Genomic DNA, 18446 nt, shown 5'->3' on the forward strand with positions numbered 1-18446 from the left:
TTTCATGAACAACGGCAAGACGTTTATCGTAACAGGGGCAGCGTCAGGTATCGGAGCAGAGACTTGCCGATTGCTGAAGGAGCAGGGCGCAACCGTCATCGGCGTCGATCGCGATCCAACAGGTAACGCCGATCGGTTTTTCGAGGCAGACCTGGGAGATCCTGCGTCAATTGACGCCCTTGTCGCAGAGCTGCCCGAGGGGGCGGATGGACTGGCCAATATTGCCGGTGTACCGCCAACCCGGGCAGCCGAAGCAGTTCTGAAAGTCAATTTCTACGGATTGCAGCGCTTGACGCTCGCGATCGTACCCAAGCTCGCGGACGGAGCATCGATCGCAAACCTGGCATCCCTGGCAGGGTTCGGTTGGCCCAATGCGGTCGATCAGGTCAAACGGGCGATGAAAGTGTCGCTTGATGACGATGTCGCCGGCTTTTGCCGGGCCGAAGGTCTCGATAATGCCGAGGGTGGCCGTTCCTATTTTCTGTCAAAGGAAGCTCTGATTGTCTGGACAATGCAGAACCGATGGACCTGGCGCGACCGAAACATAACGATGAACTGCATCAGCCCGGGCCCGGTCGACACGCCGATCCTGGGGGACTTTCTTCAAACGTTGGGCGAGCGGGCGAAGGAAGATCGCAAGCACATGGACCGGCCGGGGAGACCACAGGATGTGGCACCTGTCGTCTCTTTTGCACTGAGCGAACATGCAAAATGGTTCCGCGGTGCAAACCTGACGGTCGACGGTGGCATGTCCGGCCATATCCTGAGCAATATTCACCAGTTTTGAGGCTTCCATCATGCATTCGCTGTCAGGCACCAACAAGGTTCATCACGCAAAGGGACTGTATCTCGACGGCATCCGGGACGGGAAGGTCTGGGAGGCGCTCAACGCGCACACCGGTGCCCGCTATACGCAGCATTCGACAGGAGTTGGCGATGGACAGAAGGGTTTTGCTGAATTCTTCGGTCCGTTCCTCGAGCGCAACCCGGTACGCCAGATCGAAGTGATCCGCGCCATTGAGGACGGATCCTTTGTCTTCCTTCACGTTTTTCAGAGCCTCAACAATGGTGAGAGCAAATGGGTGACAGGCGATTTGTTCGACACCGACGAGACCGACAGGGTTGTTGAGCACTGGGACGTCATCCAGACGTTCGAAACAAGGACGAAGTCGGGCCGCACGATGACGGATGGCACCACAAGGATCGAGGATCTGCACAGGACCGAAGCCAACAAGGCCCTCGTACGATCCTTTTGCGACGCGTGTCTGATCAATGGTGATTTTGCGCGCGCTGCCGACTTCATTTCCGCGAACGAGTATCTGCAGCACAATCCCGATGCGGCCGACGGACTCGATGGGCTTGCAGGGCTGGTGTCGGATCTGGCGGCGCGCGGCGAAACCATGCGCTACTGGAAAGTTCACAAGCTGATTGGCCAGGGCAATTTCGTCGTGACCCTCAGCCACATGCAGATGGGCAGGAGCCACTATTGCGTCTTCGACATCTTCCGGCTGCAAGAAGGCCGGATCGTCGAGCATTGGGACGTCACCGAAAAGATCCTCGCACCCGAGGAATGGAACAACCAGGGAAAGTTCTGAGGACAAGATCATGAACAACATGGACCAGGAGATAACCACGGGTATCTTCATAAACGGGAAGGTGCGCCCGGCTTCGGGCGGCGCTGTCTATGATCTGTTCAACCCTGCCAGACCCTCGGAGCTTGTCGGTCATGCAGCAGCGGCAACCCGAGAGGATATGAATGAAGCCGTCGAGGCGGCGCATGCAGCGTTTCCGGCCTGGGCAGCCCTTGGATTTGAGGAACGGGCACGAAGGTTGCGCGATATTGCCTCGGCTCTGGTGGCGAATCAGGAAGACGTCAAGTATCGCTCTCGCCTTTTTACCCGTGAACACGGAAAGATCGCGCGCGAGACACTGTTGGAAATGAGCCGCCTTGGCGACCGTTTCCTCCAGGCGGCTGCCTATGGTGAACGCATGGCGGTCGACGAGGAACTCGGACCGGCGGATGTCGGCCCGAAATTCGATACCATCATCACCCGGCAGCCGCGCGGTGTTGCCGCGTTGATCGTTCCCTGGAACTGGCCGTTGTCGATCCTTGGCGCCAAACTTCCGCAAGCGCTGGTGACCGGCAACACCGTGGTGGTGAAACCCTCGGAAGACAGCGCAATGGCACCGGTACTTACTCTGCAGATCATCGCCAGACTGCTGCCGCCGGGCGTCCTGAACATCATCACCGGTGATGCCGGACAGATTGGTGACACGCTGACCGGCCACCCGCTGGTGCGACTGGTCAACTTCACGGGGTCCGTCGGCGTTGGACGACACGTTATGAAAGTGGCCGCCGAAAACATCACGCCCGTCACGCTTGAACTGGGGGGCAACGATGCGGCACTGATCCTGGAGGATGCGGAGTTGAATGAAGAAGCATTCAACAAGATGTACTGGGGTGCGTTCGGGTCCTCCGGCCAGATCTGCATGGCCCTGAAACGGATGTATGTTCACGCAAGTCGTTACGATGAAGTCGTCGACGGTTTTACCGCGGCCTGTGAGCGGGCCGTTGTTGGCGACGGTCTTGAGCCCGAGACCACTATGGGACCTGTCAACAATCCGCGCCAGCTGAAGATCGTCAGGGACATGATCGCGGAGGCACGGGCAAGGGGCGCAGATCTGAAGGAATGCGGCCAGGTGCCGGACGAGGATCTTTACAATGGTGGTGGCTATTTCCAGAAGCCGGCACTTGTCTACGACGCTGATCCTTCGCTCAAGATGGTTCGCGAGGAACAGTTCGGCCCCTGTCTGCCGATCATGAAGTTCCGCACCGAAGACGAAGCCGTCGCTTCGGCAAATGACAGTGAGTTCGGCCTGTGCTCGTCCGTCTGGACCTCCGATGCGGAACGCGCGGTGCGCATCGCCCGGCGGCTGGAGGCCGGTTACACCTATCTGAACGGCCACGGGCCGATGGCACAGGACGGGCGCGGACCGTTCGGCGGTTTCAAACAGTCTGGCATTGGCCGGAACCTCGGATATGACGGTGCGCTGGCTTTCGCCGAACCACATTCCATATCGGCTCCTGCCGGGTTCCTGCCCGAGCGACCGCAATGATTCCGTCGACCCTGGCGGGATCGGAAAAAGGCAGATATTCGGGAGATGAATGACATGGCAAAACTTGGCGAGAACGTCATAGGTGAAAGCAGCCTGGCGCCGTTTTTCAAGGTGTCGAATGCGGTCGAAGTTGGCATCAATGCGCCGGAGAACCGTAAGGGTGATGCGCTTCGCACCTGGGTACGCTCACTGTCCGGGTTTCAGAAGGAGGCGCTCGTCAGATCCGCTAAAACCGGTGACACCTGGCGTCTGGTTTCCGATGAGGGCCCTTATCTGAGCGGTCACGATGAAGCACCTTGCCCGCTGGCCTTTCTGACCACAGGCATGATTGCCAGCTATATGAACGAGATTTGTGCGCTTGCCGACATGCAAGGGGTCAAGATCAGGAAACTCAAGCTGCTCCAGGACAATTTCTACACCATGAAAGGGTCCATGCCGAAGCGCACCATGGTGGGTGGCGCCGAACCGGTGGAATTGCGCGTGGAGATCGATTGCGACCTGGAGAATGGTGCGCTCAACACCTTCCTGATGAACGCGATCCATGCCTCGCCTCTCAACGGCCTGATGCGCGGCAAACTGGAAAGCCTGTTCAAGCTCGGCAGGAACGGTGTCGAACTGCCGACTGCGAAGGTTGCGGAACTGGAGGGAGACCTCTTTCCCGATCCGGGTAACCATTTCGCCAAAAGCCGGGCAGAGTCGTCTTCATTCATGCTGGTGGAGCCGGTTGGGATGACGCCGAAAAAGGACGTGGCGCTTGGAACGGCTGCGGCGGCATCCAGTCTTGCCGATGAACAGAACCGGCGTTTGAACCCGAGCGCGATTGCCGAACTCAGGCCTGACGGCATCAAGGACATCCAGCAGATGCTTTATTCGCCCCATGGAACGAGCTTTCGTTTCCTGAGCTCCGAAGACGGCCGGGCACCGGATGCCAACACGCTGATCAGCGCGGGAATAGGCTTTTGCTTCATGACCCAGTTCGGACGCTTCGTTTCGATGCTCAAGCTGGACCTGCCGGACTATCGTATCGTTCAGGACACGCATTTCTCCCTTGGTGGCGCCTCTGGCGGCACGGGTCGGGCCGGCGAAGCCGATCCGATCGAAACCCATGTCTATCTGGAAACATCGGAAAGCGATGAGACGGCCCAGGAAATGCTCGATATCTCCGAGCAAACCTGTTTCCTGCATGCCTTCTGCCGGACGGATTTGAAGACCAGGCTGAAAGTTGTCCGCGTTTGACGCGAGCGGCGATTGGCAGGAAGGTCTAGGTCGAGACAGGATAGGGGAGGATTGAGATGCGCGTGGCTTTGACCGGAGGCTCGTCGGGGATCGGGGCCGAAGTTGCCAGGAAGCTGGCGGAGCTCGGGCACGAGGTAACAGCGTTCGACATCACCGAACCACAGGTTTCTGCGGCGGACTGGATCAAGGCGGACCTGAGCGATCCGGGCTCGATCCAGGCGGCGACCGATGCTGTGTCCGGAAAGTACGATGCGCTCATCAACAATGCTGGCTTGCCGCCGAGAGATGGTCTGGAGGAGGTTATCCTCAAGGTGAACTGGTTCGGTTTGCGCAGGTTTATGGACGGCATGCTGGACAAGCTGGAACCAGGTGCTGCGATCGTCAATACGGCGTCGCGGGCAGGGGCGATGTGGCGGGATAACCTTGAGGAGGTCAAGGCATTGATGTCTCTCCAGCCGGATGGACTTCCGGCGTTCATCAGCGAAAGAGGCATTGACGCGACGCGGGCCTACAATCTTTCCAAGGAAGCGGTGATCGTCATGACCATGGCGGAAACCGAAAATCTGATTGCCCGGAACCTCAGAATGAACTCCGTCAGCCCGGCCGCCGTCAGCACTGGAATTCTGAAGGATTTCGCCGCAGCCTTCGGAGATAGGATGGCGAAAAACGTGGCGCGCGCCGGCCGGCCCGGCCTGCCTGAGGAAGTCGCCGATGCAATCATCTTCCTGGCGTCCCCGGAAAGCGGCTGGATCAAGGGCCAGGACATAACCATCGATGGCGGCATGAGCGCGATGTCGGTAAGCGACAAGCTGGAAATTTCAGGAACGTGATAACTGAATTTACAGGCTTCATTCGCTCACCAGAATGACAAAGTCTCTATCGCCTTGGATGCTTGTCGCGTAAGTATCAAGCGTCGAACATGAGGTCAAAAGCTGGAAAGCAGGCAAATGATTGTCGAAAAGGGTCAATCTTCAAAATTCGAGAGGGTTTTGTGCAGAGTTTATAGTGCGAAGAGCAAATATAGTTATATAACTTTAATTTTATTATTCATCATTATGGTTCTTGTGGTTAAGCTTGTTCCAGATCCTTTCAGGTTTTATTTTTACATAACTTTTCCGTTATTATATGCTTTTGGAATGTTGTTGCATATTTTGTTCCGAGCCAAAGCGATGATGTCAAAGCTTGCAGGCAAGTTAAGGGAGTACAGAAGCGGGTAATCATCTGTTTCCAGGCAAAGTTTGAGCTGACAAAATATCCGGCGCCTTGATCCGCTCACGATCCAGCACCTCTGCCACCCTTCGAGCTGCCTTTTGAAGGTCGTCAAGACAGCCGAAGGCCAGCACTTCGTCGATATTCATGTCGTCGACCATCCACAAGATACTGATGGATCCGTGAACGCCCGAACTGGAAATGATCGGCACCGCCATGGCGCCGAGTTCCGGCCCCGGATCGAACGGCGCCTGCCAGTAGGCGGCCTCTCGAAGACCGAAACCGCGCTTGCGTGTATCGGCGATTTCAGTTGCCAGAAAGCCGCCTTCAATCATGCGAAGTTCTTCCTTGCCGGCGAAGTTCTTGAGGCTCTCAAGGTGTTTTTCCGCGACAGGTTCGGGCGAAAAGGCGAGGATGGCGCGGCCGTGTGCAGACAATACCATCGACGGACGAATGCCGAGCGCGGTGCGGGTCGGGGCCATGGGACCGCGCAAGCGCGTACTTTCAATGATTTCAATGCGTCCCGGACCTGTCACGGCATTCAGGTCGGACGGCAGACCCGTCCGCCGTCCCTTGAGATCCAGAAGAATGGGGCCGGCAAGTTCCGCGAGCGGATGCGCGCGAGCATTTTCGCCCAACACCTTGCCGATAGAATGCGAGAGTTCGTACTGGCCCTCCACGATGTTGCGCCGGACCCAGCCCCGGTGCTGCAGGCTGGCGAGCAGCCTCAACAGTGTAGCATTGGAATAGCCGGTTGCCTGGCGCAGATCAGCCAGGGACGACCGTGTGCGGCGTGACAGGAATTCGATGATTTCCAGCCCCCGTTCAAGGGATCTGACACGCTCGTTTCGAGGATTTTCGGTCATCGTTACATCGGTCCGCCTAGCGGACTGAAGATTAGACAACTCGAAAAGGAAGGGCAATACTTCTCTGACAAACGGGCATTGCCCGCGGGAGGGAGCCGGTCAATCTGGTCGGCAAAAAGTGGAGAAATCCGCGCTTGAATATTCTGTTCATCATGTATGACCAGCTGCGGTTTGACTATCTCGGCTGCGCCGGACATCCGCATCTGCACACGCCGAATTTCGATCGTGTCGCAGCGATGGGCGTGCGCTTCACCAATGCCTATGTTCAGTCGCCAATCTGTGGCGCCAGCCGGATGAGCTTTTACACCGGCAGGTATGTTTCTTCCCATGGTGCTGCCTGGAACGGCTTTCCCTTGCGTGTGGGCGAGCACACACTTGGCGACCACCTGCGTGATACCGGCATGGATTGCTGGCTGATCGGCAAAACCCACATGAAAGCCGACAAGGAAGGCATGAAGCGTCTTGGGCTGGCACCGGACAGCGTGATCGGAGCGCGTCAGGTCGAATGCGGATTTGATGTCTGGATCCGTGATGACGGCCTGTGGGGCAGTGGCCCGGACGGCTTCTATGACGAGAAACGTTCGCCCTATAACGAATACCTGAAATCAAAAGGGTATGAAGGTCAGAATCCCTGGGCGGATTTTGCCAACGCCGGAATAAATGAAGACGGAAACATTGCCTCCGGCTGGATGTTCGCCAATGCCGACAAGCCAGCGAATATCCGCGAGAAAGACAGCGAGACACCCTGGCTGACAGCACGCACCGTCGATTTCATCGAAGCGCAGAGCGGACCGTGGTGCGCCCATGTCAGCTATATCAAGCCACACTGGCCCTATATCGTTCCCGCTCCTTATCACGATATGTACGGTCTGAACCATGTTCCGGCCGCCGGCCGGCACGAGGTCGAACGGGACGATCCGCATCCGGTCTATGCCGCCTACATGGAAAATCGGATCTCCAGCGCCTTTCAAAGGGACGATGTCAGGCAAAAGGTCATCCCCGCCTATATGGGCCTGATCAAACAGTGCGATGATCAGCTCGGTGTCCTGCTGGATCACCTTGAGAAAACCGGCCGCCTGAAAGACACGATGATCGTCCTGACATCTGATCACGGTGACTATCTCGGTGACCACTGGCTCGGCGAAAAGGATCTGTTCCACGATCCTTCGGTCAAGATCCCGATGATCGTCTATGATCCGCGCCCGGAAGCGGACGGAACGCGTGGAACGACATGCGATGCTCTCGTTGAATCCATAGATCTCGCGCCGACCTTCGTGGAGGCCGCCGGAGGCAAGGTGCCGGATCATATTCTTGAGGGTCGTTCGCTTCTGCCGTGGCTTCACGGCGAAAAACCGGAATGGCGTGAATTCGCCGTTTCCGAGTTTGACTTTTCACCGACCCCTCAAGCGGTGAAACTGGGGCTGGAACCCAGGGATTGCCGTCTCTTCATGGTGTTCGATGGTCGCTACAAGCTCATGCATGCCGAAGGCGGCTTCCGGCCGATGCTTTTCGACCTGAAACACGACCCCGATGAGTTCCACGACCTGGCAAAGGAAACAGGTCATCAGGCAGAAATCGACAGGCTTTATGCAATGCTGGCCGAATGGGGGCGGCGCTGTGCTCAAAGGGTAACGCGCTCAGACGATGACATAAAGGGAATGCGGGGAAGGTCCATCAGGAAAGGTATTCTGCCGTTTCTGGTGGATGGTTCGGAAGTTTCCGATGAATTGACAGAACACTATCGCGGACCGGCACCGCAGAAGCATACGGGAGGCTGAACCATGCCCAATGCTGATCTGCTCCATCACAATGAGAACCAGTTCCGCAAGTCGATTGTCGAGTTGGCACCCGGCATGTGGACCGCCGTCGGTTATGCGGCATCGACGCAACACGTCATCGCGGGGGCTTCCTCTCTGACTGTGGTCGACACGTCGGAGAGCACAGGCGCAGCTAAGAATGTTCTTTCGGAGATTCGAAAGCTGACGGCAAAATCGGTCGGGCGCATCATCTACACCCACAGTCATCGGGATCATATATCCGGCGCTGCCATTTTCGCAGAAGGTCGCGTGTGTCCGGTGATCGCGAATGCAAAATTCCAATCGGACCTGGTCGGGCAGGACGGTAACAAGATCGCACCCCACAAAGCCCTGAACCGCAGAACGGCAGCACAGTTCGGCATCGGGCTTTCCCCCGAAGAACGTATTTCTCTCGGGTGCGGTCCAGGTGATCGTCCGATGGAGGGGCTGGGGGCCGGGTTTTTGCCGCCAACACAGTTGATAGAAGACGATCAGGATATCGATCTCGACGGGGTCAGGGCGAGGCTCATCATGGCACCTGGCGAGACGGAGGATCACATGGCTGTCTGGCTGGAAGAGGCAGGCGTTCTGATCCCCGGAGACAACTGGTATCACGCCTTTCCAAATCTCTATGCCATTCGAGGCACGCCGTACCGCGACTTTGCCGCCTGGGCGGACAGCCTGGAGCTGCTTGAACAGCTCGGTGCGGCTGTTCTGGCACCGGGGCACACGATGCCGGTATTCGGCAAGGACAAGGTGCGGGAGGTGCTGAGTACAACACGTCGGGCGATCCTGCACGTGATGCGTCATACCGCCGAGGGCATGGACAAGGGGCAGTCCATGGATGACATCGTATCGGAACTTCGCCTTCCCGATGACATCGCGTCAAAGCCCTGGCTTGGTGAATTCTACGGCAGGGCGAGCTGGTCAGCCCGCGCCTTCGCGAGTGGAACGCTCGGCTGGTATGACGGCAATCCGACAACACTCGGGACGCTCTCATCAGCTGAACGAGCGAGGCACATGGCGGATCTTGCCGGCGGTGTCGAAGTCTTGACGGCAGCGGCACGTTCAACAATCGACCCGCAGTGGTGCCTGGAACTATGTGACCACCTGATTGCCCTTGGCGAACCGGTAGAGCTGCTCAAGGCGGAGACAATGGAAACCATCGCAGAGGACGAGATCAACGCGACGGCCCGAAACACCTATCTCTGGCACGCGCGCAGACTTCGCGGCGGGGAGACGAACAGATGACACCGGTCCGTGTTGAACAACGCGTTGCCGATCTTCTGGCCTTTGTCTTCGCGCTGGTGATACTGGTTTATGCTGCCTCGGGTCCCTTGTCGGAATTCGTACGCTGGGTGATCGAGGTCACCACTCCCGGGTTCGATGAGCTGTCGCGTCGTCAACAGCGGTTACTTGCGCGCGAACACTGGCTCGGTGGCGGATTCCGGTCTTTCGAGCGCACGTTTCTGCTGCCGACCGGCCTGATCCTTGGGTTGCCGATCCTGTTTGCGTTTGCAATTTCCTTTCTCAGCCTGACCGGAATCCGGCCATGGGTGAATTGGGTCCTGGCGACCCTGTCGAGCCTTGTGTTCTGTATTTGGGTCGCGAACCTGTTTGCCGTGGACGGTGGGGCCTTGCCCGCCGCACGGCCGCTTGATTTTGTTCTGTTTCCGATTGCAACCGCGCTGGTGCTTTATCTGACCTGGCGCAATTTCGGCACGTTCATTGTCGGGTTCTGCCTCTTCTGGATCATTTACTTTTTCGTGCGTGGCTGGCTGCCGGAATGGACCGGTATTCTTGCCGGATCGGAGGCGACGCTGGCACAAAGCATGCGCTCCATGGTGCTGAATTTCTGGTCGCAGACGGGTGGTATGTTCGGGCAACCCCTGCAGGTTGTTTCCGGCAACGTCCTGGTATTTATCGTCTTTGGCGCAGTTTTGATGGCAAGCGGAGCAGGGGATCTCCTCATGAAGATCGCCAATCGGCTGACAGGCGGGCTCACTGGCGGTGCCGCACATGCAGCAGTTGCAAGTTCCGCGCTCTTCGGCACCTTGAGCGGGGCTGCGATTTCCAATGTTGTTTCGACCGGAGTGATGACTATCCCTGTCATCAAGCGCTCTGGCTTCAAGCCTGCATTTGCCGCGGCAGTGGAAGCGGCGGCGTCAACCGGCGGGCAGGTGATGCCACCCGTGATGGGCGTTGTGGCGTTCTTCGTCGCCGGTCAGATCGGACTTGAGTACCGGTACATCGTGATCGCGGCAATCATTCCGGCAATTTTCTTCTACCTTGGCACATTCCTGACGGTCTATTTTGAAGCGCGTCGCCAGGGGGTTGGCCCGTTGCCGGCAGATGAACGCCCGAAACTGACGGGTGCAGAACGTGTCCAGTGTCTCGTCTTTGTCCTGCCACTTGGTGTGCTGAGCTATTTCCTGTTCGCCCAGCCTTCGGTTCCCAAGGCGGGTTTCTACGGCTTCATCGTTGCGCTTGCATCCGCGCTGGTCCTTTTCCGCGGCTTCCGCTCGCGGGAAAGGCTGTACAGTGCGTTTGTCAGTGCCGGTCGCATGTCCGCCTCGATCATCGTCATTGTCACGGCCATCGGCCTGATCGTCGGCCTCATCCAGGTGTCGGGTTTCAGCGGCCGTCTGTCTCTGATGCTCGCACAGCTTGCAGACGGGCCACTCTTCGGAACGCTGGTGGTTGTTGCCCTTGGCGCCATTGTCCTGGGAATGGGACTGCCGCCGGGTGCAACCTATTTCATCATCGTCATCGCGCTCAGCTCCGGCATCGATGCGGTCGGCATAGCTCCGCTGACATTGCACCTCTTCGTGGTTTTCTTCGCGGTTATCTCGACCGTGACACCGCCCGTCGCACTTGCTGCCTTCGCAGCCGCACCGATTGCCGGTGCCGATCCGGTGCGCACAGGCTTTCAGGCCGCCCGGCTTGCCTTGGCCGGGTTCATCATTCCCTTCGTTTTTGTCTATCACCCGGCCGTTCTCTACAAGCTCCAGGTCCTGTTTGGCTGGTTCGGCGGCGAGGTGCCGACATCGAAGGCGATGATCGATATTTCCAGCGTGACCTGGCTGGATCTTGGCTGGATCCTCTTTGCCTTCACGCTTGCCATGTGGCTGTTGACCTCGGCTGTCACGGGATTTGAAAAGAACCGTCTCAACATCTTGGAACGGATCTTGAGGAGCGCTGCCGGTATCGCCCTGCTGATCCCGAACATGGCGATCGCCGGAACGGCACTCTTTGCGGGAATTGGCCTCGTCATTGGACACAGGTTTCTGGGAGGAGACCCGTCACCGGTCGATGCAAAATCGGCCTGAACACAATCAAAACGCATTTTTCAGGGAGGAAATCGCATGCGGAAACTGGCAATTGCTGCAAGTGCAGCCATGATCTGGGCAACGCCGGTCCAGGCACAGGAAACACTGAAGATGGCGACGATCGCGCCAAGTCTCGGTCAGGCAATCACCATGGCGACCTTTGCCAATATCGTGACGGACAATCTGGACAATATCGAAATCGAGGTCTCGGGTGGTGGCGCCGCGACGCTGCACATGATGGAAGTCGCGCGCGGCAATCTCGATTTGTCGATGACCAGCCCCGTCATCTACAACCTGATGTCTGCAGGCAAGGCCATGTATGCCAATGAGCCGGAAGCACCTGAGCTTGCCAAGAACTACAAGCTGCTGATGTGGTTCCCGTACGGCCAGTATCACTTCACGGTTCGCGGCGACAGCGACATTCAGGTACTCGACGACATCGAGGGTGCATCCGTGTTTCTTGGGCCCCAGGGCGGTGGTGCCTACAACGCGGCGCGCGGATGGGTGGAGGCAACCACCGGTCTTGTGGTCGGCGAGGACTATGACGCCATCAAGGCCAACTGGCAGACCGGATTTCAGGCGTTTCTAGATGGCAAGATCGACGTCTATGTGAATGGCTGCCTCGATCCGTGCGGGCAGTTCATCCAGTTCACCGAAACGGAGAACCTGCGTTTCATCGGACCGGAGAGCGACGAGGGCGAGGAAGTCGACAAGTGGCTTGGCAAATGGCGCTATCGCGCTGAAGTCCCCTCGGGAATGTATGACGGTCAGACCAACGAGGAAGCTGTGATGTCCTTTGACACCGCAGTCGGTATCGGTGTCCGCGCCGATGTTGACGAGGAAACTGTCTACCAGATCACGAAAACCTTCTGGGACAACCTGGAGCAGGTCACGTCGCAAGCTCCCTGGGCAAAGGCACTGGACGTCAAGTTTGCGGCTTCCAAGCGCGGCCTGATGGAGCTGCATCCGGGTGCGGAACGCTACTACCGCGAAGCAGGTGCCATTGAATGATCCTGAGTTGCGGGAGGTCCTGGCTTCCCGCAACTTGCGACCCGGGAGATCGGGTTCGACAGTGAATGACGATCAGTTTGAGATCAGGCCGCGATCAAGTCGCAGTCACAGTTCGTGACCAAGAAAGAGATACGCCGTGGAACGACATTTCGACCTGGCGAAGATTTGACACCGGTCTGTGTGGTTGCGTCAAAGCCGGTTGGTTCTATGGGCAGGGAACGCTGGGCCGGACACTCTTGAAATCGTGTTTTTGAGTTGGAACTGGTTCGACTGAACCAACAACTGCCTGAGCTCTGCAACTATCAAAATAGACATTGCAAAATAAAAAAACTTCGTCGCTTTTTCGAAAGATCTGGCGAATTCAAATTTTCGGAAATCAGCAACTATCTGAAAAATATAAGTAAAATTCCTTGTTTTGCTCCAGGGTTAATGGCCCGTTTACTGCAATGCCTCCGCTGATTTGCGCAGTCGCGCATCAGTATTAGGAGTGCAAGACAATGCCAAGCTTACCCGCAACACGTCCTGTCATCGGGACCAATGAAGATGATGTACTGAACGGATCGAAACATTCTGACGTCATGTCAGGACGTTTCGGTGACGATCTCCTGACCGGACGGAACGGCAACGACGAAATCTGGGGCGGAACGGGAGACGACACGCTCTACGGCAACAATGGCAACGACATCCTCTTTGGATCGGGTGGTCCGAGCCTGGTCCAGGTGACCTCTGTCGAAATTACTGACGACCATCCGGTTTCCGTGGTTTTTGAAGGCGAAACAGCGGGTTACCGCAATACCTTCGGATACTACAAGATCACGGAAGATGGCACGATCACGGACGTTGAATTCATCTGGCCGAATGCATCGCTGCAAGGCAGCGGCGGCAATCTGATCCAGGGGGAATCGCGCGAATTTCTCGATGTCGGTGCCGGCGATCGAATCGCATTTTTTATCGTTTCCAACGGCTATAGCCGAAATGGCGGCTACTCGCATCTCGACCTGGAAAACGGAACTCTCGAGTTCCAGAATGCCGATGGCTCGCAAGCATCGCTCACCAGCGACAGCCCGCGGCTCTACCATATTGCTCCGGACGGCACGAAGACGCTCGTTCAATATGACCCCTATCACACGTCCGCCCACGGCGACACGGTCAACCTGAATCCGGACAATCTCCTGCACACGACCGGCGTTCTGAAAACCGATGCAGGAACCTTGACCCTGGGTTTTGAGGATCTTTTCAACGGCGGAGACCGCGACTTCGACGACAGTGTTTTCACCGTCGACATCGGCCTTGCCAATGCCCTTGTCCTGAACGCCCACTACAACACGGCTTCCGGTGGCACCGATCCTGACCCCGGCAATGGCGGAGACACGCCGGTTATCGAACGCACCGACAATGACTTTCTGCATGGTGGTGCCGGTGCCGACGAGCTTCACGGTCGATCCGGCGATGACTGGCTCTATGGAAACAACGGCAATGACGAGTTGCATGGCGGCAGTGGCAACGACCACCTGTACGGAGACTCGGGCGAGGATACGCTTTACGGCAATTCCGGTAATGACACGCTCTTTGGGGGCCAGCAGAGTGACGAACTGAACGGCAACAATGGAGACGACACGCTTTACGGAGAAAGCGGCAATGACACTCTGAATGGTGGAACCGGAAACGACACGCTGGATGGCGGGAACGACGATGACATGATCATCGGCGGTTCCGGAGACGACGTGATGCTGGGTGGTTACGGCGAAGACACCCTCAAGGGTGGTGCCGGAAATGACGAACTTCGCGGCGGCCACAACAACGACAGGCTCTATGGCGGTCATGACGATGACACGTTCTTCGGAGACGCCGGAAACGACTATATGCATGGTGGCCGTGGCAACGACACCGTCGACTACACAGCCTATGACGTCGATCTGTCTATCCTTCTCCATAACAAGAAGGCGCATGGCCTGGAGATCGGGACAGACACATTGCATTTCATCGACAATATCAGGTCCGGATCCGGCAATGATATTTTGAAAGGTACGTCGGGCGTCAATGTCATTGATGGCGGTGCAGGCAATGACGCAATCCGAAGCCTGGGTGGCAGTGACACCCTGACTGGCGGAACTGGCGTGGATACCTTCATTTTCCGCAGCTACGATCTGAGTGGTCTCGATATCATCACCGATTTCATTGTCGGCACCGATCTCTTGGACTTCAGCCACCTTGCAGGCAGCGATAGTGATGAGACGTTTCTGGACAAGCTTCAGACAACGGCGTCGAACGGCGATACGCATCTATCGGTCGATCTGGGAGGTGACGGAACCTATCAGGACATCTGCACCTTGCAGGGAGTAGGAGATCAGTCTGTCCAGTTTCTTTACGACAGTGACTGCTTCATCTTCTGAAAACTGAACTGGCAAACCGGGTTGCGGATGGAAAAACCGCCGCCCGGTTTACGCCTGAGCGAAAACCGAAACCTTTGCAAAATGGGAAGATCTCCGGTCTCGGAAAGTCTCGAAGGTTTTCCCATTTTGCAAACCTGGTGTGAGTTTCAATTAGCTTGTTTTTGAAAGATAATGAAAATCAGTAAGTTAGAGCGCTTTCCTGATTCTGAATTCTCGCCGTTAACTGTGCTGAGCACTTGGCATTCGTGTTGCAAAGGGTCTGCTGTCGACGCAACAGCAGGAACCGCAACGTGGAAATCATTCACGAAAGACCCAGCCAGAGGCTGCACTACAGGGTAACGGCGCCCATGCGCGTTGCCATGGGGGCGCAGTCTTTCGATGCTGTCGACTGGGGTCTTGGCGGGTGCCGGATCGCAGGTGCGTTTCGTGATCTTCCGGAAATGGGATCCTGCCACACGCTCTTGTGCACACTTCCTTTTCAGGGGTTCAACATAACACTCCAGGCCGAAGCGGAAGTTGTTCGCCTGGATGAGGCCGGCGGCGAGGTTGCCTTCAGGTTCGTGCAGCTTGGTGAGCGTGAAGCTGCCCTGATGCAGCATTTTGTGGAAGACCTCGTCCGCGGCAAGATGACCGACGTTGCAGACACGATTGTGCGGATCGACACTCCGGTCACACCGGTTCCGACAAAACCGGATCCCAATCCTGTCGAGGCTTTGCCGGTTCGCAGATGGCCGCTCAGGCAGATCGTCATGACACTTTTCTATGTTGCCCTGGGAGCTGCGGTCTTCGGCTATGTGGGCGTCTATGTTTTTGCGACCCTTTTCCGGCTTGAGGTTGAATCTGCCGTCGTGACGGCGGACCGATCGACGGTCACGGCGCCTGTCGCCGGCCGCATTGTGGATCTGCCGCAGCGAACAGGCGCCCTCGTGACAGCAGGAAGCTTGCTGGCCGTGCTGGAGAACACTGATCGGCAGGACACGCTCCGCCGGGCAAAATCCGAGCTTGCTTCCACGCGTGCCGAACTGGCGGAAAGACAGGCTCTCGTCGAAGAGGAAAGAAGGCGCGCGGAAGGATATGCACTTGTTGCGAAGAACAATGTTCGCCAGGCGGAATCACAGCTTGCCGGGCTTGCACTTGCCAAGGAAAATGCAAGCCTCAAGCTTGATCGCGTGCGCGCACTGGCTGCGAAGGGCCTCATTCTCACAGACGAAGTTGAGACAGCGGAATTGTCCCTGAAATCGGTTGATTCCGATCTCGCCCGGAAGCAAATCCATATTCAGGAACTGAAAGAACTCATCGACGGCGGCAACAGCATCCGTCTTTTCACCGGCAATGCCTTCGCAGGACGGCTCGCCGAAATGGAAGCTAGGGTTGCCCGCCTCAAGACCGAAGAGGACTATCAGCAACGCCTTGTCGAGGATCTTGGCGCGCGAGAGACAGAACAAGAAGTGCTTGCACCGACCGACGGTAGGTTGATCTCGGTTGAGGTTGCCCGGGGGAACGCAGTCAAACAGGGTGCTCCGTTGTTGGTTTTCGAAGAAACCGGTGCGGAAGAAATCAGGGCCTTTCTGACCCAGGAGGAAGTGCTTCAGGTGCGCAGGGGAAGTAAGGCATCTCTTTATGTGCCGACGGAAAACCGTTGGATGTCAGCCGAAGTGATGGAGATCGACAGAACCGCGGGTTTTGTCGACGAGGTGACGGAAACACATCGCTTCCGGTCACCGGATGGTCGCTCAGCGCAGGTCACACTGCGACCGGCGGAAGGAGACCTGCCGTCGAGCGGCACTCCTGTCACGGTCTATTTCGAACGCCATCGAAACAATCTGGTGTTCAGGACACTGCAGCAGCTGACAAGGGGATTGTGATGGGACAGGAAAAATCATCGCTCCCCTACAAGGTCGACGAGATCATGCACCAGCCAAAGGGGTGGGCGAAATGGACCCCTTGGGCGCTCTTTCAGATTACGCTCTATTTCGGTCTCTGCTTCATTGGGCTCACCGTTTTCGAAAACGTCTTCTTCAGTCCGTCGACCAGGGAAATCACCCTTGTGATCGGTCTGCTTGGTATCTGGCGCTACGGATGGTGGTTCACCCACGCGGTCCGCGCCTGGATCTACGGCCGTTTTGTCTACCCGTCCATGCGCGACGCCGGGAAAAAGGTCTGGGAAGACGGCTGGCGTCCCAGGCACCTTCATTTCATGATGACCACCTACAAGGAACACCGCGATATAACCGAAAAGGTGATCCGTTCGATTTGCCGTGAGATCAAGGACGCCGGCGTTCCGGGCACGATCTGGCTTGGTTCCGGCGACCGCTCCGATGAGGAGCTGATTTCCAGCCTTCTTCTTCGCGAATGGTCTGACCTGGATGTCACCCTTCACGTTGTGCGGCAAAACCAGCCGGGCAAACGGCTCGCGATCGGTTTGGTTCTGCGTGCCATGAGTCGCGGCAATGTCGAAAAGGACGATCTCATCATCTTCATGGATGGCGACTTCATTCTCGCGCCAAACGCCGTCGGAGCCTGTCTGCCGCTGTTCAAGCTTTATCCGGATCTGCAGGCCTGTACCACGGACGAGGAAGTTCTGTGCATCGGCCCCCAATGGATCGCCAACTGGCTGACAATGCGTTTCGCCCAGCGTCGTCTTGCCATGCAATCCCATTCCCTGTCCGGCAGGGTCCTGACCTTGACAGGCCGCATGTCGGTCTTTCGGGCCAATCATCTGGTGAAACTGAAATTCATACGTCTGCTTGAGGCCGACCACCTCGAGCACTGGCTCTGGGGCAAATTCCGGTTTCTGTCCGGTGATGACAAGAGTACCTGGTACTACATGCTGCAGTCAGGGTGCCGCATGCTCTACGTACCGGACGCGATGGGCTATACCGTCGAGGTGATCGAGGGATCCGGCATGGACCGGATGGTGCAGAACTTCCGCCGTTGGTCGGGCAACATGCTGCGGAATGGCACAAGAGCACTTGCGCTCGGACCGCACCGCATGCCGTTTTTTATCTGGTGGTGCCTGCTCGATCAGAGAATGTCCATGTGGACCATGCTTGTAAGCCCGGTTTTGGCCGTGAGCACCTCTGTCCTCTATGACCCACACTACGTTTTCGGTTACGTCGTTTTCATATGTATCACGCGGATGCTGCTGTCCCTGTTTCTGTTCCAGTATGCGCGCAAGGTTGATCTCAGCTATCCCTTCATTCTCTACTTCAACCAGCTCATCAACGCATCGGTGAAGGTCTACTGTATCTTCAGGCTGTCCAAGCAGCGCTGGTCGAACCGGGGCGATCAACGCGCGGGCGACGGTGACGGATTTGTCGCCACGTTGCAGAACTGGATGGCAAGCTATCTGACGCTTTTATACGTCACGATTCTGTTCCTTGCCGTTTGCCTGATGGCGGGCCTCATCGATCCACCGAGCACCCGGATGATCTCGTATCTGCTTGGTTTGACTGCATCGACCTGAGGCGGCTAGGCAGCTTCCGATTT

Annotated in this window: 13 protein-coding genes; 12 read left to right on the forward strand and 1 reads right to left on the reverse strand. The window is 57.1% G+C overall.

The genetic code is table 11. The features are described 5' to 3' along the window. The first annotated feature begins 4 nt into the window (after positions 1–4). The 5 genes from ACO6TI_RS15940 to ACO6TI_RS15960 are packed head-to-tail and all read left to right on the forward strand — an operon-like array spanning position 5 to position 5183. Positions 5–787 (forward strand): coniferyl-alcohol dehydrogenase, encoded by a 783-nt coding sequence (locus ACO6TI_RS15940; protein ID WP_422382855.1) that lies wholly within the window; start codon positions 5–7, stop codon positions 785–787. A gap of 10 nt (positions 788–797) precedes the next feature. Then, positions 798–1595 carry a nuclear transport factor 2 family protein gene (locus tag ACO6TI_RS15945; RefSeq protein ID WP_282045636.1) on the forward strand — a complete coding sequence of 266 codons (798 nt, stop codon included), beginning with the start codon at positions 798–800 and terminating at the stop codon, positions 1593–1595. A gap of 10 nt (positions 1596–1605) precedes the next feature. Further along, positions 1606–3117, forward strand: coding sequence for an aldehyde dehydrogenase family protein (locus ACO6TI_RS15950; protein ID WP_422382856.1), 1512 nt, complete (start codon positions 1606–1608; stop codon positions 3115–3117). Between the two features lie 54 nt (positions 3118–3171). After that, complete coding sequence (locus ACO6TI_RS15955) at positions 3172–4353, forward strand: OsmC family protein (RefSeq protein ID WP_108873151.1); 1182 nt, start codon at positions 3172–3174, stop codon at positions 4351–4353. A 56-nt stretch (positions 4354–4409) separates the two neighbouring features. Further along, positions 4410–5183, forward strand: coding sequence for an SDR family oxidoreductase (locus ACO6TI_RS15960; protein WP_422382857.1), 774 nt, complete (start codon positions 4410–4412; stop codon positions 5181–5183). Between the two features lie 387 nt (positions 5184–5570). Here ACO6TI_RS15960 and ACO6TI_RS15965 read toward each other — a convergent pair whose 3' ends face one another. Then, positions 5571–6428, reverse strand: a complete 858-nt coding sequence (locus tag ACO6TI_RS15965) for a helix-turn-helix domain-containing protein (protein WP_055112267.1) — start codon at positions 6426–6428, stop codon at positions 5571–5573. Between the two features lie 134 nt (positions 6429–6562). On the opposite strand from ACO6TI_RS15965, the gene ACO6TI_RS15970 reads away from it, so the two are divergent. The 7 genes from ACO6TI_RS15970 (at position 6563) to ACO6TI_RS16000 (ending at position 18423) form a co-directional block, all read left to right on the forward strand. Then, complete coding sequence (locus ACO6TI_RS15970; RefSeq protein ID WP_422382858.1) at positions 6563–8206, forward strand: sulfatase-like hydrolase/transferase; 1644 nt, start codon at positions 6563–6565, stop codon at positions 8204–8206. 3 nt (positions 8207–8209) lie between these two features. Next, positions 8210–9475 carry an alkyl/aryl-sulfatase gene (locus tag ACO6TI_RS15975; RefSeq protein WP_422382859.1) on the forward strand — a complete coding sequence of 422 codons (1266 nt, stop codon included), beginning with the start codon at positions 8210–8212 and terminating at the stop codon, positions 9473–9475. Then, complete coding sequence (locus ACO6TI_RS15980) at positions 9472–11553, forward strand: TRAP transporter permease (protein WP_422382860.1); 2082 nt, start codon at positions 9472–9474, stop codon at positions 11551–11553. The genes ACO6TI_RS15975 and ACO6TI_RS15980 overlap by 4 nt, the downstream gene beginning before the upstream one ends. Before the next feature lie 36 nt (positions 11554–11589). After that, entirely contained in the window at positions 11590–12564 is a 975-nt protein-coding gene (locus ACO6TI_RS15985) for a TAXI family TRAP transporter solute-binding subunit (RefSeq protein ID WP_422382861.1), read from the forward strand. Positions 12565–13061: 497 nt separating this feature from the next. Next, a complete protein-coding gene (locus ACO6TI_RS15990; protein WP_055112277.1) occupies positions 13062–14957 on the forward strand; it encodes a calcium-binding protein in 1896 nt (631 codons plus the stop codon). Between the two features lie 290 nt (positions 14958–15247). After that, complete coding sequence (locus tag ACO6TI_RS15995; RefSeq protein ID WP_422382862.1) at positions 15248–16822, forward strand: HlyD family efflux transporter periplasmic adaptor subunit; 1575 nt, start codon at positions 15248–15250, stop codon at positions 16820–16822. Next, positions 16822–18423 (forward strand): glycosyltransferase, encoded by a 1602-nt coding sequence (locus ACO6TI_RS16000; protein ID WP_422382863.1) that lies wholly within the window; start codon positions 16822–16824, stop codon positions 18421–18423. Before ACO6TI_RS15995 ends, ACO6TI_RS16000 begins: the two co-directional genes overlap by 1 nt. Positions 18424–18446 lie beyond the last annotated feature (23 nt).

The organism is Roseibium album, from assembly GCF_965233825.1.
GTDB classification, from domain to species: domain Bacteria; phylum Pseudomonadota; class Alphaproteobacteria; order Rhizobiales; family Stappiaceae; genus Roseibium; species Roseibium album.